The sequence below is a fragment of the Streptomyces pristinaespiralis genome, assembly GCF_001278075.1.
In the GTDB taxonomy this organism is placed as follows: domain Bacteria; phylum Actinomycetota; class Actinomycetes; order Streptomycetales; family Streptomycetaceae; genus Streptomyces; species Streptomyces pristinaespiralis.
This window is the reverse complement of record NZ_CP011340.1, coordinates 8,235,643-8,256,342: the sequence shown is the minus strand read 5'-3', so window position 1 is coordinate 8,256,342 and position 20,700 is coordinate 8,235,643. Positions and strand designations below refer to the sequence as shown.

Below are 20,700 nucleotides of genomic sequence, written 5' to 3'. Positions count from 1 at the left end.
GCGGCGGCCGGTCCCCCTGGATGCCCGGGGGCCGGCCGCCGTCGTGTGCGGGGGTCAGGTGGTGCGCCAGGCGCGGGTGACGGCCTGGGCGCGATTCTTGTCGAGGAGGCCGTCGTCGCCGCGGGCGGCGGAGTCGACGTCGATGCCGAGGAAGCGGGGGTGGGCCGAGGTGGCGGGGAAGTCGCCGTGGCCCGCGGGGCCGAGGCCGCCGGCGAGGAGGAACGGCAGGGTGGTGGCGTCCGCCAGCTTCGTGACGGTGGTGTCGTCCAGGCGCTGGGCGGTGGAGCCGATGCGGCCGTCGCCCGTGACGGCGTCGAAGAGGAAGCAGTCGGCCCCGGCCCGCTCGTAGGCGCCGGTGAGCCGGCCCTCCAGGCAGGTGTCGTCGCGCACGTGCAGCACCTTGGCGATCTTCAGGCCGTCGGGGCACTGCGCGCGCAGGGCGCGCAGCACGCCCGGGGGCTGGAAGCCGTGCAGTTGGACCCAGGGCACCTTCGCCGCCCGCACGGCCGTCGCCAGCACGCCGGGGTCGGCGGAGAAGGTGACCAGGACGGGCTCGAGGCCCGCGCCGAGGGCTCGGGCGGAGAGCACGGTGAGCTGATCGAGCGTCAGGTCGGCGCGGCCGCCCGGGACGTGGTGCCACAGGCCGATCAGGTCGGCACCGGAGGCGGCGACGGCGTCGACCTCCGCCGTGGTGGTGGCGCCGCAGATCTTGACCAGCATCAGGCGGCCGCCGTCCGGCCGGCGTCGTGCTCCAGGGATCCGGCCGTGAAGCGGTCGTCGCCGGCGCCGAACAGGCCGGGGTGCGCGGCGCGCAGGTCGGCCAGGACCGCCTCGTAGGGCAGGTCGTCGAACTCGCCGTGGAAGCGCAGGAATTCCATCTGCCGGCGGCCCTTCAGGTCGAAGGGGTGGTGCACGCTGTCGGCGGTGCCGTCGAAGTCGAGGGGCGCCATCCGGTAGAGCCGGCACAGGTTCTTGTTGAACACCGGTGTGGCGCGCACCCATTGGCCTTCAAGGCGTACGGAGGTCAGGCAGTGCTGGTGGAACACGTCGCCGCCGAGCAGGCTCACCAGCTTCTCGGAGGCGAGGTGGTTGCGCACGTCGGTCAGGACGAGGCGGGCGGGGATGCCGAGCGAGCGCAGGCCGGCCGCGTAGAGGACCGACTTGTGCAGGCACATGCCGGAGCGGCCGGCCGCCACGGTGCTGGCGCGCAGGCCCTGGCGGGTCAGGTCGGCGCCGTAGACCTCGTAGCGGACGGTGTCGCGGACCGCGTAGTAGAGGGCGACGGCCTGCTCGGTCGGGGTGGTGGCGCCGGGCGGCAGGGCGTCGGCGACGAAGGCGCGCACCTGCTCGGTCTCGTGGTCGAGGAACTCGGTGGCCTCGAGGGCGCCGGTGCTCAGTCGGGTCGTCATGGCAGCTGGGGATCCGCTTCGTTGTCGGTGGGGCTCGGTGGCCCGTCGGTTCAAAGGCCCAGGAGGGCGGCGATGCGGTTGCGCTGGGTCTCGGAGGTGCCGGAGTAGATCGTTCCGGCGACCGCGTTGCGCAGCTGGCTCTCGATGCCGAACTCGGCCATGTAGCCGTTGCCGCCGAAGATCTGCACGGCGGCCAGGGCGGAGGCGACGTTGGCCTCGCTGGTGACGAGTTTGGCCATGGCGATGTCGCGGGTGACGTTGTCGCCGGCGGTCATCCTGCGCGCCGTCTCGTACAGCCAGCGGCGGGAGGTCTCCACACCGGTGGCCATGTCGACGATTTTGTGGGAGACGGCCTGGTAGGAGCCGATGGGCTGCCCGAACTGGCTGCGGGTCTGCGCGTAGCGGACGCAGGCGTCCACCCGGCGCTGCATCTCGCCGGCGTTGATGACGAAGGAGCACAGGATCTCCCAGCGCATCACATGGTCCAGGACGAGGAACCCGCCGCCGGGCCGGCCGACGACCCGGTCGGCCGGGACGCGGCAGTCGTCGAAGTACAGCTCGCACAGCGGCGAGGTGCGCAGGCCCATTTTGGCCAGGGGCCGGCCGAGGGTCAGGCCCGGGGTGTCGCGGTCGACGAGGAACGCGGTGATGCTCAGCGGCCCGGGACGGTCGCTGGTGCGGGCGTAGACGGTGAACACGTCGGCGACCGGCCCGTTGCTGACGAACGCCTTGCTGCCGTTCAGGACGTAGGCGTCGCCGTCGCGTACCGCCCGGGTGCGCATCGCCAGCGCGTCGGAGCCGCTGTCGGGTTCGCTGATGGCGTGGGCGCCGATCAGCTCACCGGTGCAGATCCCGGGCAGGTGGCGCTCCTTGAGGGCGTCGGAGCCGAAGCGCTGCAGCGGGACGCCGGCCGCGACCATGTGGGTGCAGGCGGAGAAGTTCAGTCCGGCGTCGCGGCAGCCCTCCCCCAGGCCCTCCAGGACGTACATGGTGGTGGTCAGCGACTGGCCGAGTCCGCCGTACCGCTCGTCGAAGGGCAGTCCGAGGATTCCGGTGCCGGCCAGCCGCCGCCATGCCTCACGGGGGAACTCGGCGGCCGCGTCGCGCTCGACGTGCCCTTCGTCGAGCTTTTCGAGCACGGGCGCCAGGCCGTCGCGCAGGGCCTGCTGGTCCTTCGTGAAGTCGGCCATCAGTAGTGGGAGAACTCGGGCGAGTCGAGGTTGTGGCTCTCGTCGCCGCGCAGCGCGGGGGTGAACATGCACACCAGGCGCAGGTCCTCGTGCGGGCTCGCCACCAGCCAGTGGGCGTCGTGCCGGTCGAGCGCGTACAGGGTGCCGGGGGTGATGGGGTGCGAGACGCCGTCGCTGTCGATCACCTCGCCGCTGCCCTCGATGCAGTAGCAGCTCTCGAGGTGGTTGCGGTACTCCAGGCGGGACTTGGTGCCCGCGCGGACGATGGTGTCGGTGACGGTGTAGCCGACACCGTCGGCCTGGGTGAGGAATCTGCGGCTGAGGCCGTTGCCCCAGTCGACACAGGTGACCTCTTCGAGCTTGCGGACGATCATGCGGGGTCTCCTTTCATACGGGGTGGTTCCGCGCTCTTCGCAACGGTGGGCCGCGAGGGGCCGCTCACGGCCCGCGCAGCTCCCTCACGAAGGAGCCGAACTCCTCGACGGGGTCGCGGCCTTCGGTCAGGGCCTGTTCGATACGGGCCACGCCGACGCTGCCGACGACGGCGGCGTCCGCGCCGAGGTCCTGCAGGAGCAGGGTGTCGGCGCGGGTCCTGACGCCGAAGCCGACCGCGACGGGCGCGGTGGCGGTGGCGCGCAGTGCGGCGACGGACCGGGCCAGCCGGTCGTGGTCGAGGGCCGCGGCGGTGCCGCTGCGGCCGTAGTGGGCGACCAGGTAGAGGTAGGCGGTGGCCTGCGCCGCCGCCTCGGCGACCGCGTCGGGCCGGGAGACGGCGTAGCAGGTGGTGACCAGCGGCAGGCCGGCGTCGTGGGCGGCCTCGTAGTGGGCGGTGCGCAGCCTGGGCGGGACGCCGTGCAGCAGCAGTCCGTCGCAGCCGGCGTCGCGCACGGCGGCGGCGAAGTCGCCGGGGGCGGTGCCTTTGACGGTGTGGCTGAAGTCGGCGAGCAGCGCGATGCGCAGTCTCTTCAGGCCGGGCCGGACGCGGGCGACGGCGGCGAGGACGGCGGCGAGGTCGGTGCCGTGGGCCAGGGCCCGGTCGGCGGAGCGGCGGATGACGGGCCCGTCGGTGACGGATCCGGGGAAGGGGACGGCCAGTTCGAGGCAGTCGATGTCGCTCTCGTCGAGGAGGGCGACAAGGTCGGGCAGCCGGTCCAGCGGCGGGTCGCCCGCGTTGAGGAACAGCGCGAGGCCCGGCCGGCCGGGCGCGGCACGGGTGAAGAAGCCCTCGGCGGCGGGCACGACGGCAGGCGCGGTGCGGGGTGCGGTGCCGGTGCCGGTGGCGGTGGCGGTGGCGGTGGCGGTGGCATGGGTGGGGCCGGTTCCCGACGCGGGGCCCGTGACGGGGGCGGCGCCGGGTGCGGATGCGGGGCCGGTGCCGGGCGCGGGGCCCGTGGCGGGTGTGGGGCCCGTGGCGGGTGTGGGGCGGGGATCAGGCATGGGCCACCTCCGTGGCGCGTCGCAGCCGGTCGACCAGGGCGAGGGCCGAGCCGTCGTTCAGGACCGCGCGGGCGCCGCGCAGTGCCTGGTGCCAGTCGCCGGTGAGACGGCCGGCCACGGCGAGGGCCGCCGCGTTGAGGCAGACCGCGTCCTCGGCCGCCGGGCGGCCGCGGCCGGCGAGCAGGTCCAGGACGTCGCGGACGGGGTCGGCGCCGGGCCGCAGGTCCTCCAGGCCTCCGGGGCCGAGACCGAGCGCGGCGGGATCGAGGACGAACTCGTCCTCGCCGCCGCCTTCGTAGGTGCGCACCAGGTTGGGGGCGAAGCCGACCAGTTCGTCGGCGCCCGTGTCGTTGGTGGCCAGCCACACGGACCCGCCGGTGCGGCGGGCGGTGTGCTCGGCGGCGTGCCGCAGCCCGGGCACGAGCCGCGGGTCGGAGACGCCGGTGAGCTGGGCGTCGACCGGCATGTCGGCGAGGAACGGACCGAGGGCGTTGACGAAGCGGCCGAGCCTGCGGACGTCGAGCGGCAGCACCCCCCGGGCGAGCAGGCCCAGTTCGGCCGGGTAGACGAACATTCCGGCGAACGCGATGCCGCACCGCTCGAGCATCTCGTGGGTCTGCTCGTAGGAGGAGGCCGTCTCGATGCCCAGGCGTTCGAGCAGGTCGAGGGAGCCGAGGGCGGAGGTGTAGGCGCGGGAACCGGTCTTGACGACGCGGGTGCCCATCGCGGCGGCGGTCAGCGCGGCCGCGGTGGAGATGTTGAGGGTGCGCGGGCCTCCGCCGGTGCCGACGATGTTGACGGCGCCCTCGAACACCGGCCGTCCGGCGCCCTGTCCGGGGCGGCGTTCGGCGAGCGAGTCGAGCAGCGCGGTCAGCGTGGTGCGGCCGGGCATCTGCGTGGACAGGGACGCGAGCAGGGCCACGCTCTCGCCCCGGCGCAGCGCGCCGTCGTGCAGGCTGTCCCAGAACGAGCGCCACTGGGGAAGGTCGACGGGCCGGTCCTGGGCGATCAGGGCGGCGACGGCGTCGTGCATGGTTAGGCGGCCTCCGCCCGGGTGCGGGAGGCGTCGGCGATGAACGCCTCGATGGCCGCCACCGACTTGAAGGACTCGGGGTCCAGGTCCACCTCGTCGGTGTTGATGTCGTACCGGTCCTCCAACCAGGCGATCACCTTGAGCAGGCCGAGGCTGTCGATGACGCCGCCCTCCAGCAGGTCGTCGTGGTCGGCCAGGTCCCGCGCGGGCATGTCGGGCAGGAACTCCTCGACGATGAACTCCTTGATGGCCTGGGCGTGGGGCATGTCAGTTCTCCTTGGTGAAGTGGTCCTTCACGACACGGTCGCGGTCGACCTTGCCGGTGGAGGTCCGGGGCAGCGGCTCGTCGGTGAAGCGCAGGACCGAGGGGATCGCGGCTTTCGGCAGACCGCGTGCCAGATGGCCGCGCAGGGCCAGGCTGTTGAGGCCGCTGCCCGGGGTGCGGCGGGCCACGGCGTGCAGCAGCCGGCCGGCCACCTCGTCGGGCAGGGCCAGGACGGCGGCCTCGGTGACCTCGGGGTGGGCGAGCAGCACGTGCTCGACCTCCTGGACGTTGATGCGCACACCGCGGACCTTGACCTGGAAGTCGGTGCGGCCGGCCAGGGTCAGCGCGCCGTCGGCGGCGCGGTGCACCAGGTCGCCGGTGCGGTACCAGCGCCGGCCGTCGGCGCCGGCGGGGTGCGGCACGAACACCGGCCGGGCGGCGGCCGCGCCGAGGTAACCGCTCGTCTGGAACGGTGTGGTGACCCACAGCTCGCCGCTGCCGGGGCCCTCGAGGACGGTGCCGTCGTCGGTGACGACGAGGGCGCCGGCGCCGGGCAGCGGGCGGCCCAGCGGCAGCGTCGCGCCCGCCGCGGCCTGCTCGCCGGTCACCTCGTGCACAAAGCTGTCGTTGGTCTCGGTGCAGCCGTAGATGTTGTGCAGCCGCGCGTTCGGGTACAGGCGCGGCAGTTCGGCCAGGACCGGGCCGGGCAGGGCGTCACCGGTGGTCATCGCGTGCCGTACGGAGGGCAGGACGGTGCCGTGGTCGCGGGCGGCGTCGCTGACCAGGCGGTGGAACATGGGCACGGCCTGGACGACGTGGACGTCGTGGTGCTCGATCGTCTCCAGCAGGTGGCGGCCGCTCATGGCCTGGTCGGGGTCGACGAGGACGACACGGCCGCCGTGCGCGAGGGTGGTCCACACGTCGAGCAGGCACAGGTCGAAGTTGAGCGGCGCGTAGTTGAGGACGTTCGTGCCCTCTTCGATGCCGAACGCGTCGGCGGCCCAGGCGGTGAAGCGGTCGACGGCGCCGCCGGCGATGGGCACGATCTTGGGCAGCCCGGTCGACCCGGAGGTGGTCAGCAGCAGGACCGGGGCCTCGGGATCGGCGGGCGTGTCGTGCGCGGCGCGGAGGTCGCCGTACGGCGTGTCGTCGCCCTGCCCCGCGTCGCCCTGCCCCGCGTCGTCCGGCCCGTCGTCCGGCCCGTCGTCCGGCCTGTCGGGCAGGGGGACGGCGCCGGCCTGCTCGTACAGCTGCTCCAGCACGTCCTTGCCGAGCGTCGCCGACGGCAGCAGCACCGGGCGGCGCTCCAGCATGCAGGCGAGGAGCAGCGCGACGGTGCCGGGCGACTTGACGGCCGGGACCCCGACGGGGCCGCGGCCGGGCGTGTCCGCGACACGGGCCCTTTCCCGCTCTGCGCGTCGCCACAGGGCGCCGTAGGTGACCTCGTCGCCGTGCCACACGAGCGCCGTCCGTTGTGGCGCACGGCGCGCATGCGCCCGGATGCCCTCGACGAGTGTGCCGCCGCCCATGGGCCGCGCCCCCTTCCGCTCCTCGCACTGGCGAAAACCTGTCGGCCTCGATGGTGGTTTCGCGCGCTGGAGGATCGCCGGAGCCGTGAGGCATGAGACGTGAGGCCGCGGAGGGAGCGTGAGGCATGAGAGAGACTCGGGGGTGCGAAGGCGCCTTGCAGAGGACCGCCCGTCGGCCGGGCCGTCCGTTCGCATCACGTGGTCACTGGGGGGACTGTTGACGACAGAGGATTCCTTGCCGATCGTCTTCGTGCACGGGACGCGCTTCAGCGCCGGGCAGTGGAGCGCGCAACTCGCCGCGCTGCGCGACGAGTTCGAGGTGGCAGCCGTCGACCTGCCCGGTCACGGGGAGCGTGCGGCCGACCCGTGGAGCCTGAGCGGTGCGACGCGGATCATCGCGTCCGCGGTGGACGCGCTCGACCGCGGGCCGGCTCTGGTGGTCGGGCACTCGCTCGGCGGATACGCCTCGCTGGAGTTCGCACGGCGGTGTCCGCACCACGTGCGCGGGTTGGTCCTCGCCGGGGCCAGCGCCTCCACCCGCGGTCCGTGGGCAACGCCGTACCGGTGGGCCGCCAAGCTGGTCCCCCGCATACCGGTGGACCGCCTGACCCGTTGGAACGACCGGCTGCTGCGACGGCTCTACCCGCCGGAGGTGGTGGCGGCGACCATCCGCGCCGGCTACGCCTTCCACACCCTGCCGGCCGCCTGGGACGAGGTGCTGGGACGCTTCGACGCCGGCGCGATGCGTCATGTGAAGGCTCCGGTGCTGATCCTCAACGGCGAGAAGGACACCGTCTTCCGGGCCGGGGAGAGGGACTTCGCCCGCGCCCACCCGCGTGCCCGCGTCGAACTGATCCCGCGGGCACGCCATCTCGCGAACTTCGACGCTCCGGACGCCTTCACCGATGCGGTCCGCCGGTTCGCCCGGCAGCTCCTCGCCGACGGCTGAACGCGCGCGCAGCGGCCCGCATCCGGGTCCGCAGACCGGGCCCGCCGCGGTCCGGGGCCCTCGGACACGTCACCGCCGGGTGGCGCCTGTCGGACGGCACCGGGCACCGTGGCCGTTCGCCGACGGCAACCCGCCGCAGTGACCGGCAACCCGGCTGCTGTCACCGGCACCCGGCCCGGCCGCCACCACGGCCAATCCTGCGGGACAGGGCGGCGAAAGGCCGGGCAGGCCGGCCGAAGGCCCCGGCCGGGGTGCGGCCGGTCTCAGCCCGTCGGCGGGTGCGGGTGCCGGTGGGCGTCGCGTTCCGCGGCGGCGTGCCACCACCTCGGTGGTGAGGGGCCGATGACGCGTGCGGTCGGCTGGTCGGGATGCAGGCCCAGCCGGCGCAGCGCATCGGGGTCGACACGGACGTCGAACCAGCCGCGCCGGTGGCCGTCGGGACCGATGCCGCAGAGATGGTCGACGTGGATCTCGTCGGTGGCGAAGGGCATCCAGTCGACGCCTCGCTCACGCAGTCAAGCGCGTGCGGCCGCGATCGGTTGGAGGCGACCGGGCAGGTTCTCGTAGGACGCGATGGCGATCCAGTCGGATCTGTCCGTCTGCATGACGTCCATCATGCCCTGCGGGCCGCTTCCCGTTCGTCGTCGCCGGCCGGGTCACGACTCCGGTGGGGTGTCGAGGAGTTCGCTGAGGGCGACGGCCGGGTCGGTGTCCGGGGGGCCGGCGGGCCACCACGTGCCCGAGCGGTCGCGGTAGGGGTACCAGCGGGCGTCGCGGCCCCGGCGGAGCTGGAGGCCGCGGCCGGTGAGCGTCCAGTGGTTGCCGTCGACGTCGAAGGCGGGCAGGTCGTCGTCCCAGCCCGCGGCGAGGGCGGTGCGGGCGCGGGCCGTCTCCTGTTCGGAGGGGGTCCAGGGCTGTTCGAGGACCTCCAGGCCGGCCTTACCGCCGGTGCGCCAGGCCGCGGCGGCACGGTCCAGGTCGTCGGGACGGCCGCAGGCCTCGCGCAGCCGCGCGGGGACGCGCGGGTCGGGGTGGGTGGCGACGATACGGACGGTGTCCTGCCACTCGTCGAGCGGCGGGGCGGGCGGCGTCTCGCCGAACCCGGCGATGTGGGCGAGCAGTTCACGTGCCCGGACGGCGGCGTCGGCGACGAGGCGTTCCAGCGGGTCGGCCTCGATGCCGGTGACCGGCTCGGCCGCGGAGGGCAGCGGCTCGGGCAGCGGAGGCAGGGCGGGCAGCGCGGCGGCGGGGCGTGCGTAGGCCTCGCGATTGCTGTCGTAGGCCTCCTGCTCCTGCCGGTCCTCCTGCGCGAAATCCTCTCCCCCGTCGTCCTCGCCTTCTTCGTCGTCCTCGTCGTCGGTGGCGGTCAGCGCCCGCAGCATCAGGACCGACTTCAGCTCGTCGAGCGCCTCGTGGGTGTCCCGGCCGCGGACCAGGAGCAGCAGCCAGGGGTCGGAATCGAGGAGCCAGGAGAACTGGTAGCCGAGCGCGGTGGCGTGCGGGCAGGGGTGGTCGAGCGCGTCGCAGTCGCAGTCCGCGTCCAGGTCGCCGTAGCCGGGCAGCAGCCCGAGGCGGGCGTCCTCGGCCGCTTCGAGGAGGTCCTCGGGCAGGTCACCGGCGAGCAGGGCCTCCGTGGCGTCGGGCCGGTCGGCGGTCCTCTCCCACAGCAGGTCCCAGTCGTCGTCGTCCCATGCCTTGACGGTGAGGGTGGTGGCGTGGGCGGCCTCGCCGGCGTAGACCTCGGCGGCGACGCGTCCGGCGCTGACGGTGATGGGGCCGATGCGTCCGGTGCGGGAGAAGGCGCGGCCCTTCTTCAGGGGCTCCTCCTCCGGCCAGGTGTCCTCCAGGGCCTCGGTCCACCGGCCGGCCCACGGGGACTGGCCGCGGGTGCGGCCGCCCTTGCGGGCGGGGAAGGCGGCAAAGCCGCGGGCGCCGCTCGCCTCGTAGTCGCTCAACACACGCTCCTCAGTTCGACCAGGTTGGCCAGCTCGTCGTTGGTCAGTTCCGTCAGGGCGCCTTCGCCGGAGCCGAGGACGGCGTCTGCGAGGTCCTTCTTGGACTCGAGCAGGGCGGCGATGCGGTCCTCGATGGTGCCTTCGGCGATCATCTTGTGCACCTGGACGGATCTGGTCTGGCCGATGCGGTAGGCGCGGTCGGTGGCCTGCGCCTCGACGGCCGGGTTCCACCAGCGGTCGTAGTGGACGACGTGGTCGGCGCGGGTGAGGTTGAGTCCGGTGCCGGCGGCCTTCAACGACAGCAGGAAGACGGGGACCTCGCCGTCCTGGAAGCGCTGGACGAGTTCCTCGCGGCGGGGTACGGGGGTGCCGCCGTGCAGCAGCTGGGCCCCGATGCCGCGTTCGCGCAGGTGCCGTTCGAGGAGCTTGGCCATGGCGACGTACTGGGTGAACACCAGGACGGCGCCGCCCTCCGCGGTGATGGTGTCGAGGAGTTCGTCGAGGAGTTCGAGTTTCCCCGAGCGGCCGGACAGGGCGGTGTCGTCCTGCTTGAGGAAGTGCGCGGGGTGGTTGCAGATCTGTTTGAGGCCGGTGAGGAGTTTGAGGACCAGGCCGCTGCGGGCGATGCCCTGGCTGGCGCGGATCCGGTCCATGACCTCCTGCGCGTGCTTGCGGTAGAGCGCGGACTGTTCGGCGGTGAGGGCGACGGGCCGGTCGGTCTCGGTCTTGGGCGGCAGTTCGGGTGCGATGCCGGGGTCGGACTTGCGGCGGCGCAGCAGGAACGGCCGGACGAGTCCGGCCAGTCGGCGGGCGGTGGGCTGCTCGCCGGTGGCGTCGGCGCGTTCGGCGTCGATCGGGGCCATCCAGCGGCGGCGGAAGTGGCCGTGGCTGCCCAGCAGTCCGGGGGTGGTCCAGTCCAGGACGGCCCACAGTTCGGAGAGGCTGTTCTCGACGGGGGTGCCGGTGAGGGCGATCTTCGCGTCGGCGGGGATCAGGCGCAGGGCCTTGGCGGTGCCGGAGAGCGGGTTCTTGACGTGCTGGGCCTCGTCGGCGACGAGCATGCTCCAGCGGTGGTCGCCGAGCCGTTCCGCGTCCAGGCGCATGGTGCCGTAGGTGGTCAGGACGAAGCCGTCGTCGGCGCCTTCGAGGCTGCGGCCGGTGCCGTGGAAGCGGCGCACCGGGGTGCCGGGGGCGAACCTGCCGATCTCGCGCTGCCAGTTGCCGAGCAGGGAGGCGGGGCAGACGACGAGGGTGGGGCCGCGGGTGTCGTCGTGTTCCTGGCGCAGCAGGTGCAGGGCGATGAGCTGGATCGTCTTGCCCAGGCCCATGTCGTCGGCGAGGCAGCCGCCGAGGCCGAGGGAGGTCATGCGCTCGAGCCAGCGCAGGCCGCGCAGTTGGTAGTCGCGCAGGGTCGCGGCCAGCGCGTCGGGCTGCCGGCAGGGTTCGGTGCCGCCGTCGGGGTCGGCGAGGCGGGCGCGCAGGGCCAGCAGCCAGTCGCTGGGGGCGACGGGGACCTGTTCGGTGCCGATCCGGGTGTGGCCGGTGAGGGCGACGGCGAGGGCCTCGATGGCGGTCAGCGGTCCGAGGTCGCGTTCGCGGGCCTTGCGGGCGAGGTCGGCGCCCACCAGGGTCCAGCGGCCGCGGAGCCGGACGAGGGGGCGGCCCTCGTCGGCGACGTGGGCCGTCTCCTCCTCGGTGAGGGGTTTGCCGTCGAGGGCGAGCTGCCAGCGCAGGTCGACGGTGCCGTCGCCGCCGAGGAAGGAGCGCAGGTCGGCGGGCGGGACACGGCCGGCGCCGACGACGGCGCGGGCGGTCAGGGAGCGGGCGGCGCCTTCGGGCCAGTGGACGTCGATGCCGTGGGCGCGCAGCCGGGCGGCGCCGGTGCCGATGAGTTCGGTGGTCTCCCGGTCGGTCAGGACCAGGGCGGACGGTACGGGCAGCAGCCGCTCAAGGGGCTCCCACACGCTCGCCGCGCGGCGCACGGCGAGGATCGTGTCGGCCTGGGCGCGCGGGCCGAGCGCGTGGTCGGCGCTGGCGAACAGCTCGCCGGCGTCGAGCGCGAGGGTGGGGTCGGCGAGGCTGTGGGCGCGCGGGACGAGGTGGAGGGCGGGCGGGCCGTCGGGGGTGTCGGCGAGATGGACGTGGAGGGACACCCGGACGCCGGAGTCGAGTCCGGCGGAGATCTCCTCGGCCCAGGCGCGCAGTTGGGGCACGTGCTGGGGTTCGGTGGCCGAGAAAGCGGCCCGTCCGGTGGCGGCCGGGGCGGCGGCGGTGCGCGGCAGGGTGTCGGCGACGGCGTCGAGGAAGGCGCGCAGCAGCGCCTGTACGTCGCTGCCGGGTGCGGCGACGGCCTCGCCGGGAGCGGCCTGGGCGAGCTCCCGCAGGCGTACGACGTCCTCGAGGTCGAGCGGTCCGGCCCGCCAGGTGTCGTAGCCGCCGACGGAGACGCCGGGCAGCAGCCGCTCCCGGGCTGCGAGGTGCAGCCCGAGGGCGGCGGCGGCCCCCCAGAACGCGGCGGCCGGATGCACGGTGGCGCCGTCCCGGCCGTGGCGGCGGCGGGCCTCGATCAGGGCCGGCAGCGCCTCGGCGGGGGCGAGGCGCAGCACCGGGAACGTCCGCAGTGCGACGCCGCCGTCGTGCGGCACGACGAGGGACGCCTTGCCCGGCTCCCCCGCCGCCGTTTCCGGCAGCGGGGAGCCGTCCGGGTTGTAGAACACGAGGCGGCCCGTGCGCGCCGGGTCCCCCGCCTCGAAGACCACCGCGCACCGCGCCAGCAGTCCGGCCTGCTCAGGCGCCAACCACACCATGCGTCCCGCTCTCTCTTGCGTGCTGTTCTCTTGTGCCGCGTCGTGCCGGTACCGCGTCGTGCTGGTACCGCGTCGTGCTCGTGGTGCGGGACCGCGTTCCGCTCGTGGTGCGTGGTGCCGGTACCGCGTCGTCCGTGGCCGTGCCGTGTCGTGCGTGTGTGCCGGTGATCAGCTTGTCAGGTTGCGGAAGCGGCGCACCGACAACGGGAAGAAGACGGCGCACAGGATCACGGGCCAGACCACGGCCATCAGCAGCGCGTGCTGCGCGATCCATGAGTCCCCGCCGAATCCCGGGTTGCCGAACAGTTCCCGTACCGCCAGCACCGTGGAGGACAACGGATTCCACTCGGCGATCGTGCCCAGCCAGCCCGGCATGGTGGACGGTGCGACGAACGCGCTGGTGAGGAAGCCGATCGGGAATTCGAGGGTCTGCACCATGGTGATGCCCTCGGGGCCCTTCATCAGCAGTCCGAGGTAGATGCCGGCCCAGACCAGAGCGAAGCGCAGCAGCAGCAACAGGCCGACCGCGAGGGTGGTTTCGCCGAGGGTGCCGTGGGCGTCCCAGCCGATGGCCAGGCCGGTGGCGAACAGGACGGCCAGGGCCAGCAGGGAGGAGAGCATGTCGGTCACGGCGCGTCCGACGACCACGGCGGAGGGAGCCATGGGCATGGTGCGGAAGCGGGAGGTGACACCGCGGTTCTTGTCGGCGGCGACGGCGGTGACCGTCTCGCCCATGCCGAAGACCATCGTCATGACGAACATGCCGGGGACCAGGAACTCGCGGTAGTTCCCGCCGCCGGGCACCTGCATGGCGCCGCCGAAGAAGTACCCGAACATCAGCACCATCATGACGGGGAAGGCCAGCGACCCGATCAGGGTGCCCGGTTCGCGTACCCAGTGGGTCAGGCCGCGCAGGGTGACCGTCCAGCCGTCGGCGGCCGCCCAGCGCAGGCGGGCCAGCGGGGTGCGGGCGATCACCGGGGCGAGGGCCGCCCGGTCCATGGGGCGGGGTGCGGTGATGCTCATGCCGCCACCGCCTCTCGGGCGCCGTCACCGGAGACGTCACTGCCGTTGCCGTCGGTGGACGCGCCGGTGCCGGAGCCGGTCAGGTGCAGGAACACCTCATCGAGGGTGGGCCGGCGCAGGGCGATGTCCTCGGCCGCCACACCGGCCGCGTCGAGGGCGCGGACGATGTCGGCGAGGGCGCTGGTGCGGTCCTTGACGCGGGCGCTGATGCGGCGGGTGTCGCGGTCGGTGTCCGGGGGTGCGGCGCACACGTGCTCCAGCGCCGCCGCGGCGGCGGGGAGCTGGTCGGCGCGGCGTACCACGACGTCGATCCGGTCGCCGCCGATGCGGGACTTGAGCTCGTCGGGGGTGCCCTCGGCGATGACCTTGCCGGAGTCGATGACGGAGACGGCGTGGGCGAGCTGGTCGGCCTCTTCCAGGTACTGGGTGGTCAGCAGCACGGTGGTGCCGGTGTCGACGAGGCTGCGTACCGCCTCCCACACCTCGCCGCGGCTGCGCGGGTCGAGGCCGGTGGTCGGTTCGTCGAGGAAGAGGACCGGCGGGGCGAGGACCATGCTCGCCGCCAGGTCGAGGCGGCGGCGCATGCCTCCGGAGTACTCCTTCAGCGGCTTCTTGCCGGTGTCGGCGAGGCGGAAGTGCTCGAGGAGCTCGTCGGCGCGGCGGCGGGCGGCGGCCGGTGACAGGTGGTGCAGGCGGCCGAACATGACGAGGTTCTGCCGTCCGCTGAGGACCTCGTCGACGGCGGCGTACTGACCGACCAGGCCGATGCTCGCGCGGACCTCCGCGGCCTGGCGGGAGACGTCGTGGCCGGCGACCTCGGCGCGGCCGCCGTCGGCCTTCAGCAGGGTCGACAGGATGCCGACGGAGGTCGTCTTGCCCGCACCGTTGGGGCCCAGCAGCCCGTGGACGGTGCCGGCGGGTACGCGCAGGTCGAATCCGTCGAGTGCGTAGCGGTCGCCGTAGCGCTTGCGCAGTCCTTCGGCGAGGACGGCGGTGCTGGTCGGATCCACGTCGGCTTCCTTACGGGTAGCGGGTATCCGGCCGAGGGTCCCAAACCGTCCCTGAGCGGGGCCGGAGCGCCGCTCAAGATCCGGTCGGGGAACGGTCGGAAGCCGGTCGGCAGCCGGTCGACGGCCTCTCGGGGCCGCGGGCGGCGCCCGCCGGTTCGACGGCTGCTCTAGCAGCGGACGGGACCGTGGCGGGCCAGGACCACACGGCAGAGAAGGGAAGTCACTGTGATCACTTTCATCAACCGGTTCCATGTCACCGGCGCCACCGCGGAGTTCGAGGCGGCCTTCGACGCCACGTCGGCGTTCTTCGCCGACCGGCCCGGCTTCCTGAACCACCGGCTGCTCCAGCACCTCGACGAGCCGCACCTGTACGTGAACATCGCCGACTGGAAGGACGAGGAGTCCTTCCGTGCCGCCCTGGCCCACCCGGAGTTCGCCGCGCACCGCGCGAGGCTGCGCACGCTCAGCAGCAGCGACCCGAACCTGTACGTGCCGCTGCTCGAGCGCGTCGCCCGCTGAGATCCGGGCGCCGGGGGCCCATCGCCGGGCGCCGGGCTTCGTGCGTGCCCGGAGTGGGCCAGGACCGTCCGTCGACCGGCCCTCGAGGGCCGTCGGCCAGCATGGGGCGCCGCCGCCCAAGGCAGTTCCCTTCAGGAGGACATGGAAATGAAGATCGACGAGTGCCGCATCTGCGGCAACCGTGCGCTGCTGCCCGTGCTGGACCTCGGCTCCCAGGCCCTGACCGGCGTCTTCCCGAAGAACCGGGAGGAGACGGTGGCGTCGGTGCCGCTGGAGCTCGTCAAGTGCTCGCAGCCCGACGGCTGCGGGCTGGTGCAGCTGCTGCACACGGCCGACTTCGACCTGATGTACGGAGACCACTACGGCTACCGTTCCGGGCTCGGCGAGTTCATGATCCGGCACCTGCAGGACAAGGTCGCCTCCCTCCTGAAGACGGTCGAGGTGCGGCCCGGCGACATCGTCGTCGACATCGGCAGCAACGACTCGACCCTGCTGCGCGGTTATCCGTCGGACCCGGCGCTGCGCCCGCAGCTGGTGGGCATCGACCCGACCGGCGGCAAGTTCCGGCACCTGTATCCCGAGGGCGCCGAGCTGATCACCGAGTACTTCTCGCGGAAGGTGTTCGCCGAGCGGTTCGGCAGCCGCCGCGCGAAGGTCGTCACCTCGGTCGCGATGTTCTACGACCTGCCGCGTCCCATGGAGTTCATGCAGGACGTGCACGACATCCTCGCCGAAGACGGTGTCTGGCTGATGGAGCAGAGCTACATGCCGGCGATGCTCGAGGCCACGGCGTACGACGTGGTGTGCCACGAGCACCTGGAGTACTACGCGCTCAGCCAGATCGAGTGGATGGCCGAGCGGGTGGGGCTGAAGGTCGTACGGGCGGAGCTGAACGACGTGTACGGCGGCAGCCTGTGCGCGGTGCTGGCCCGCAAGGACTCGTCCGTCGCGGTGGACGAGGCGTCCGTGGCCCGGGTCCGTGCGCACGAGACGGCGCTCGCCCTGGACACGGCGGCCCCCTACGAGGCGTTCGCCGCGCGGACGGTCCGCTACCGCGAGGAGCTGCTGGCGTTCCTCGACGACTCGCGGCGGTCGGGGAAGCTGACGCTCGGGTACGGCGCGTCGACCAAGGGCAACGTGATCCTTCAGTACTGCGGCCTGAGCGAGAAGGACCTGCCGGTCATCGGCGAGGTGAACCCGGAGAAGCACGGCGCGTTCACCCCCGGCACCTACATCCCGATCGTCTCCCAGGAGGAGGCCAGGTCCCGCCGCCCCGACCAGCTGCTGGTGCTGCCGTGGATCTACCGCGACGGGTTCGTGGAGCGGGAGCGCGCGTACGTCGCCGGCGGCGGCAGGCTGGTCTTCCCGCTGCCGGTGCTCGACGTGGTGGGCGGGGCGCGATGACGGCCGGTACGGCACGCGGCTTCTCGACGTCCACCGCCACGGTGCGGGAGCTGGCGGTCGCCGGCGCCTACGAGTTCACGCCGCGGGTGCACCGCGACGAGCGGGGCCTGTTCGTCTCCCCGCTCCAGGAGGAGGCGTTCGTCGCCGCGGTGGGCCGCCCCTTCACGGTGGCGCAGACCAACCACAGCCGCTCGGCCCGCGGGGTGATGCGCGGGGTGCACTTCACCACCACCCCGCCCGGGCAGGCCAAGTACGTGCACTGCGCCCGCGGCAGGGCCATGGACGTGGTCGTCGACATCCGGGTCGGCTCACCGACGTTCGGGGCCTGGGACACCGTCGAGATGGACACCGAGTCCTTCCGCGCGGTGTACCTCCCGGAGGGGGTGGGGCACGCGTTCTTGTCCCTGGAGGACGACACGGTGATGTCCTACCTGGTCTCGACCCCCTACCGGGCGGACCTGGAGCAGGCGATCGACCCGCTCGACCCGGCGCTGGGCCTGCCCTGGCCGAAGGACATGTCCTTCACGCTCTCCCGGCGCGACACCCAGGCGGTCGGCCTGGCAGAGGCGCGGGCCAAGGGCATGCTGCCGCGGTACGAGGACTGCCCGGCGGCCGCGGCCGCCGCGGACCGGTGACCGTGCGGCCCGGCCCGGGCGGCGCGCGGGCCGGGCGGGTCGCGGTCGTCGGCGCGACCGGCTGTGTGGGGCGGCACGTGTGCGCCGCGTTCGCAGGCGGCGGCAGCGAGGTCGTCGGCGTGGCCCGCCGGTACGCGCCGCACGTCGGCGCGCACCGCTTCGTGCCGCTGGACGCCGCGGGCTGCTCCCCCGAGCAGCTGGCGGAGTTCCTGGCGGCCGAGGCGGTGGACGCCGTCGTGAACGCGACGCTCGGCTGGGGTGAGGAACTGCACCGGGTGAACGTGGAGTTGGTGGAGCGGCTGATCGGCGCGCTGCGGCTGCTGCCCGCGGCGCGCCGTCCGCGGCTGGTCCAGCTCGGCACGGTCCACGAGTACGGTCCGGTGCCGCAGGGCACGCCGGTGACCGAGCTGACGCCGCCGGCGCCGGTGACCGAGTACGCGCGGGCGAAGCTGGCCGCGTCCCGGGCGGTGCTGGGGGCGGCGGGGATCGACGCGGTGGTGCTGCGCATGGCGAACACGATCGGCCCGCACCCCGCGCCCGGCAGCTTCCTCGGTTCGCTGGCGGCCCGCTTCACCGAGGCGGCCGCCTCGCCGGGCGAGCGGATCGAGCTGACCGTGGCGGCCGGCGCCCGGCGCGACTACGTCGACGTGCGGGATGCGGCGGACGCGGTCGTACGGGCGGCGTTCGCCGGGCATCTCGGCCAGGACCAGCGGCTGTTCAACATCGGCACCGGCACCGCCAGGGGCATCGACACGCTGGTCCTGGCCCTCGCTCAGGCCTGCGGCCTGCCCGCGTCGGCGCTCGCCCTGCGGACGGGCGAGGTGGCGGCACAGGGCGCGTCGACGGGCACCGACTTCACCTGCCTGGACGCGTCACGGGCCCGGGCGGTGCTGGGATGGTCGCCGCGGCGGTCACCGGCGGAGTCGATGCGGGCGATGGCCGAGACGGCGCGCGCGACCTGCTTCGCGACGTCCTGACGCTCCCCTCCCCCGGGCCCCTTGCCCATGGGGGCCCACTTCCGCACCGGGCCGGGCCCCGGACCCGCACCGCGCTCCGCGCGGGGTTCCTGGCCCTCTACGCCTGGCGGCGTGGGCGGGGCCCCTTCACGGCCCCCGCGCCTCGCATGCCGGCGAGGCTGAACTGCCTCCACCCGGCGCAGGCATGAGCCACGGCCGGGAGGACCAGCGTCGCCCCCGCCGGCACGGCCGGCTTCGGGTTCGCCCCGGCCACGGGGAGACCCGGGAGGCGACCGAAGGCCCCACGGGCTCCGGGCGGAGCCCGGTTCGGTCGACGGGACGAGGCCGTACGGGACCGGGCCGACCCGGTTCGGGACGGGCTCCCCGGCCGAGCCGGGCCGAACCAGGCTCGGCCGCAGCCCGGTTCCGGGACGGGCCCCACGGCCACGCACGCCGGGCCGTACCGGACCCGAATGGCGAGGCCCCGACCGGACGGTCAAGCTCAAGCCCCGCCGGCGGCCTTGGCGCAGGCGCAGGCCCCGGCAGGACAGGCGAGTTCGAGCCCCGCCGGCGACTGGGGCGCAGCCCCCAGGGCGAAGCCCGACCGGACCGGCAAGCTCAAGCCCCGCCAGCGGCTGAGACGCAGACGAAGGCCCCGGCAGGACGGGCGAGTTCGAGCCCCGCCGGCGATTGAGGCGCAGACCCCCGGAGTGAAGCCCGACCGGACCGGCAAGCTCAAGCCCGCCGGCGGCTGAGGCGCAGGCGCAGGCCCCGACCGGACGGGCAAGATCAAGCCCCACCGGCGGCTGAGGCGCAGCCCCCAGGGCGAAGCCCGACCGGACCGGCAAGCTCAAGCCCCGCCGGCGGCTGAGGCGCAGGCCCCGGGGCGAGGCCCCGACCGCGACCGGCAAGCTCAAGCCCGCCGGCGGCCGAGGCGTGGAGGCCCGGGTTCGGGGGTGAGGCCCGACTGGACCAGCAAGCTCAAGCCCCGCCACGAGCGGAGGCGCAGACACCGGCAGGACGGGCGAGCTCAAGCCCCGCCGGTGGCAGAGGCGCAGACCCCCGACCAGACGGGCAAGCTCGAGCCCTGCCGGCGACTGGGGCGCAGACCCCGGGGCGAAGCCCGACCGGACCGGCAAGTTCAAGCCCCGCCGGCGATTGAGGCGCAGGCCCCGACCGCATCGGCGAGTTCGAGCCCCGCCGGGGGTTGTGGCGTGGTGGCCCGGTTCGGGGGCAGGGCCCGTGACGGGGCGCGCGCGAGAGGGTGTCCAGCGGGGCTCCAGCAGGAGCCGCGAGGGTTCGGCTTTGTGATGACGATTCAACGGGCACACGACGACATCCTGAAGCTGATTCTGGCCGCCGAGGGCGGCACCGAGCAGATCGACGCCGCGATCCGCGCGGTCGGCGCCGAGCGCACCGCGGCGATCCTCGCCGACGAGCTGGTGAACCGGGCGGATCTGCACGAGATCCCCGGGCCGGGCACCGCCGGGGTCGACATCCAGCTCGCGCTCGCCTTCGACGGTGGCACGGTCCATCACGTCGTGCGCGTGGGCAAGAGCGCCGAGCACGAGGCGGGCCGCGTCGACGCGCCGCACGCCACGCTCGAGTCGGATCTGGCCGAGCTGCTGCGCTCGGTGCTGGGGCCGTGGCGCGGCGTGGAGGCGCAGACGCTGCGGATCGTGTGGCACGACCTGGAGAACGTGGAGCGCCTCGGCGGCACCATGCACGTCTTCCCGGTCGTCAGGCGTCTGGTGCGCGGCACCACCGGCCGGCACGAGGACCTGGGCGAGCTGTCGCTGCGCAACGGCTCCGACAAGTGGGGGCTGCACTTCTACACGCCGCACTACGACCGGCATTTCGGGCCGCTGCGCGACCGGCCGCTGAAGATCCTGGAGCTGGGGATCGGCGGTTACGGCAATCCCGCCTCCGGCGGTGGTTCGCTGCGCATGTGGAAGCGCTACTTTCCCCGTTCGGTCGTCTACGGTGTCGACGTCTTCGACAAGGCGCCGCTGCGTGAGCAGCGCATCCACACCGTGGAGGGTGATCTGTCGAATCCGGAGTTCCTGGAGTCGCTGGGACGTGACCTGGGCCCGTTCGACATCGTCATCGACGACGCCAGCCACGGCAACGCCGACCTCATCGCCGCGTTCAAGGCGCTGTTCCCGTACGTCAGGCCGGGCGGCCTGTACGCGGCGGAGGATCTGCAGACGTCGTACTGGCCCGGCTACGGCGGCAGTTCGAAGGAGCTGAACTCGCCGGCCACCAGCATGGGTTTCCTCAAGGCGCTGCTGGACGGCCTCAACCACGAGGAGCGTGAGCTCCCGGAGGGCACGACGGCGTCCGAGACGGATCTGACGCTGACCGGTGCGCACTTCTACCCGAGCCTGGCGATCTTCGAGAAGGGCGTCAACGCGGAGGGTGCGAGCGCGTCGTGGATCCCGCGGCAGCAGATGAGCTACGAGGAGATGTCCGCCGTCGACTGGGGCGAGGGTCTGACCGCCGACAAGGACTGAGAGCGACGACAGCGCCGTACGCGGACGGGGCCGCCTCCACCAGGGAGGCGGCCCCGTCCGTGT

19 protein-coding genes are annotated in these 20,700 nt (G+C 73.7%); 6 read left to right on the top strand and 13 right to left on the bottom strand.

Translation table 11 applies throughout. The features are described from left to right. Positions 1 to 54: 54 nt before the first annotated feature. The 8 genes from SPRI_RS35340 to SPRI_RS35305 form a co-directional block, all read right to left on the bottom strand. Positions 55 to 720, bottom strand: a complete 666-nt coding sequence (locus SPRI_RS35340) for a phosphoribosylanthranilate isomerase (protein ID WP_005321780.1) — start codon at positions 718 to 720, stop codon at positions 55 to 57. Beyond that, the gene (locus SPRI_RS35335) at positions 720 to 1,409 is read right to left on the bottom strand and encodes a transglutaminase-like domain-containing protein (protein ID WP_005321777.1); all 690 of its coding nucleotides are present in this window, start codon (positions 1,407 to 1,409) and stop codon (positions 720 to 722) included. Before SPRI_RS35335 ends, SPRI_RS35340 begins: the two co-directional genes overlap by 1 nt. A gap of 50 nt (positions 1,410 to 1,459) precedes the next feature. Further along, positions 1,460 to 2,599: an acyl-CoA dehydrogenase family protein gene (locus SPRI_RS35330; RefSeq protein ID WP_037775603.1), complete on the bottom strand. Its 1,140-nt coding sequence runs from the start codon at positions 2,597 to 2,599 to the stop codon at positions 1,460 to 1,462. Next, entirely contained in the window at positions 2,599 to 2,973 is a 375-nt protein-coding gene (locus SPRI_RS35325; protein WP_005321771.1) for an ectoine synthase, read from the bottom strand. Before SPRI_RS35325 ends, SPRI_RS35330 begins: the two co-directional genes overlap by 1 nt. A gap of 64 nt (positions 2,974 to 3,037) precedes the next feature. Further along, the gene (gene trpA, locus SPRI_RS35320) at positions 3,038 to 4,036 is read right to left on the bottom strand and encodes a tryptophan synthase subunit alpha (RefSeq protein ID WP_078951197.1); all 999 of its coding nucleotides are present in this window, start codon (positions 4,034 to 4,036) and stop codon (positions 3,038 to 3,040) included. After that, complete coding sequence (locus SPRI_RS35315) at positions 4,029 to 5,069, bottom strand: anthranilate phosphoribosyltransferase (protein ID WP_053556625.1); 1,041 nt, start codon at positions 5,067 to 5,069, stop codon at positions 4,029 to 4,031. Before SPRI_RS35315 ends, trpA begins: the two co-directional genes overlap by 8 nt. Positions 5,070 to 5,071: 2 nt before the next feature. Then, complete coding sequence (locus SPRI_RS35310; RefSeq protein ID WP_037775600.1) at positions 5,072 to 5,335, bottom strand: phosphopantetheine-binding protein; 264 nt, start codon at positions 5,333 to 5,335, stop codon at positions 5,072 to 5,074. A gap of 1 nt (position 5,336) precedes the next feature. Then, the gene (locus SPRI_RS35305; protein ID WP_053556626.1) at positions 5,337 to 6,863 is read right to left on the bottom strand and encodes an AMP-binding protein; all 1,527 of its coding nucleotides are present in this window, start codon (positions 6,861 to 6,863) and stop codon (positions 5,337 to 5,339) included. 235 nt (positions 6,864 to 7,098) lie between these two features. Between SPRI_RS35305 and SPRI_RS35300 the strand changes: the two genes are divergently transcribed. Next, a complete protein-coding gene (locus SPRI_RS35300; protein WP_234020470.1) occupies positions 7,099 to 7,812 on the top strand; it encodes an alpha/beta fold hydrolase in 714 nt (237 codons plus the stop codon). 263 nt (positions 7,813 to 8,075) lie between these two features. Here the strand turns inward: SPRI_RS35300 and SPRI_RS35295 are convergent, their stop codons facing one another. The 5 genes from SPRI_RS35295 to SPRI_RS35275 all read right to left on the bottom strand — a co-directional run bounded on the left by SPRI_RS35295 (position 8,076) and on the right by SPRI_RS35275 (position 14,610). Then, a complete protein-coding gene (locus SPRI_RS35295; protein ID WP_005321757.1) occupies positions 8,076 to 8,303 on the bottom strand; it encodes a hypothetical protein in 228 nt (75 codons plus the stop codon). A gap of 165 nt (positions 8,304 to 8,468) precedes the next feature. Beyond that, entirely contained in the window at positions 8,469 to 9,767 is a 1,299-nt protein-coding gene (locus tag SPRI_RS35290; RefSeq protein ID WP_037775597.1) for an SWIM zinc finger family protein, read from the bottom strand. Continuing rightward, complete coding sequence (locus SPRI_RS35285) at positions 9,764 to 12,574, bottom strand: DEAD/DEAH box helicase (RefSeq protein ID WP_203227952.1); 2,811 nt, start codon at positions 12,572 to 12,574, stop codon at positions 9,764 to 9,766. The genes SPRI_RS35290 and SPRI_RS35285 overlap by 4 nt, the downstream gene beginning before the upstream one ends. 168 nt (positions 12,575 to 12,742) lie before the next feature. Further along, positions 12,743 to 13,576 (bottom strand): ABC transporter permease, encoded by an 834-nt coding sequence (locus SPRI_RS35280; protein WP_005321742.1) that lies wholly within the window; start codon positions 13,574 to 13,576, stop codon positions 12,743 to 12,745. Positions 13,577 to 13,596: 20 nt separating this feature from the next. Continuing rightward, a complete protein-coding gene (locus SPRI_RS35275; RefSeq protein ID WP_005321741.1) occupies positions 13,597 to 14,610 on the bottom strand; it encodes a daunorubicin resistance protein DrrA family ABC transporter ATP-binding protein in 1,014 nt (337 codons plus the stop codon). A 225-nt stretch (positions 14,611 to 14,835) separates the two neighbouring features. Between SPRI_RS35275 and SPRI_RS35270 the strand changes: the two genes are divergently transcribed. The 5 genes from SPRI_RS35270 to SPRI_RS35250 all read left to right on the top strand — a co-directional run bounded on the left by SPRI_RS35270 (position 14,836) and on the right by SPRI_RS35250 (position 20,637). Further along, complete coding sequence (locus tag SPRI_RS35270; protein WP_005321736.1) at positions 14,836 to 15,129, top strand: antibiotic biosynthesis monooxygenase family protein; 294 nt, start codon at positions 14,836 to 14,838, stop codon at positions 15,127 to 15,129. A gap of 147 nt (positions 15,130 to 15,276) precedes the next feature. Further along, positions 15,277 to 16,533: a class I SAM-dependent methyltransferase gene (locus SPRI_RS35265; protein WP_005321734.1), complete on the top strand. Its 1,257-nt coding sequence runs from the start codon at positions 15,277 to 15,279 to the stop codon at positions 16,531 to 16,533. Then, on the top strand, positions 16,530 to 17,168 hold the full coding sequence (locus SPRI_RS35260) for a dTDP-4-dehydrorhamnose 3,5-epimerase family protein (protein ID WP_053556627.1): 639 nt from the start codon (positions 16,530 to 16,532) through the stop codon (positions 17,166 to 17,168). The genes SPRI_RS35265 and SPRI_RS35260 overlap by 4 nt, the downstream gene beginning before the upstream one ends. Then, the gene (locus tag SPRI_RS35255; protein WP_053556628.1) at positions 17,165 to 18,145 is read left to right on the top strand and encodes an NAD-dependent epimerase/dehydratase family protein; all 981 of its coding nucleotides are present in this window, start codon (positions 17,165 to 17,167) and stop codon (positions 18,143 to 18,145) included. The genes SPRI_RS35260 and SPRI_RS35255 overlap by 4 nt, the downstream gene beginning before the upstream one ends. Before the next feature lie 1,289 nt (positions 18,146 to 19,434). Then, a complete protein-coding gene (locus tag SPRI_RS35250) occupies positions 19,435 to 20,637 on the top strand; it encodes a hypothetical protein (protein ID WP_050791653.1) in 1,203 nt (400 codons plus the stop codon). Positions 20,638 to 20,700 lie beyond the last annotated feature (63 nt).

What these genes read in the sequence shown, in the direction of transcription:
- SPRI_RS35340 (WP_005321780.1), bottom strand. Translation starts at nt 720, where the DNA reads ATGCTGGTCAAGATCTGCGGCGCCACCACCACGGCGGAGGTCGACGCC.
- SPRI_RS35335 (WP_005321777.1), bottom strand. Translation starts at nt 1,409, where the DNA reads ATGACGACCCGACTGAGCACCGGCGCCCTCGAGGCCACCGAGTTCCTC.
- SPRI_RS35330 (WP_037775603.1), bottom strand. Translation starts at nt 2,599, where the DNA reads ATGGCCGACTTCACGAAGGACCAGCAGGCCCTGCGCGACGGCCTGGCG.
- SPRI_RS35325 (WP_005321771.1), bottom strand. Translation starts at nt 2,973, where the DNA reads ATGATCGTCCGCAAGCTCGAAGAGGTCACCTGTGTCGACTGGGGCAAC.
- trpA (WP_078951197.1), bottom strand. Translation starts at nt 4,036, where the DNA reads ATGCCTGATCCCCGCCCCACACCCGCCACGGGCCCCACACCCGCCACG.
- SPRI_RS35315 (WP_053556625.1), bottom strand. Translation starts at nt 5,069, where the DNA reads ATGCACGACGCCGTCGCCGCCCTGATCGCCCAGGACCGGCCCGTCGAC.
- SPRI_RS35310 (WP_037775600.1), bottom strand. Translation starts at nt 5,335, where the DNA reads ATGCCCCACGCCCAGGCCATCAAGGAGTTCATCGTCGAGGAGTTCCTG.
- SPRI_RS35305 (WP_053556626.1), bottom strand. Translation starts at nt 6,863, where the DNA reads ATGGGCGGCGGCACACTCGTCGAGGGCATCCGGGCGCATGCGCGCCGT.
- SPRI_RS35295 (WP_005321757.1), bottom strand. Translation starts at nt 8,303, where the DNA reads ATGCCCTTCGCCACCGACGAGATCCACGTCGACCATCTCTGCGGCATC.
- SPRI_RS35285 (WP_203227952.1), bottom strand. Translation starts at nt 12,574, where the DNA reads ATGGTGTGGTTGGCGCCTGAGCAGGCCGGACTGCTGGCGCGGTGCGCG.
- SPRI_RS35280 (WP_005321742.1), bottom strand. Translation starts at nt 13,576, where the DNA reads ATGGACCGGGCGGCCCTCGCCCCGGTGATCGCCCGCACCCCGCTGGCC.
- SPRI_RS35265 (WP_005321734.1), top strand. Translation starts at nt 15,277, where the DNA reads ATGAAGATCGACGAGTGCCGCATCTGCGGCAACCGTGCGCTGCTGCCC.
- SPRI_RS35260 (WP_053556627.1), top strand. Translation starts at nt 16,530, where the DNA reads ATGACGGCCGGTACGGCACGCGGCTTCTCGACGTCCACCGCCACGGTG.
- SPRI_RS35250 (WP_050791653.1), top strand. Translation starts at nt 19,435, where the DNA reads ATGACGATTCAACGGGCACACGACGACATCCTGAAGCTGATTCTGGCC.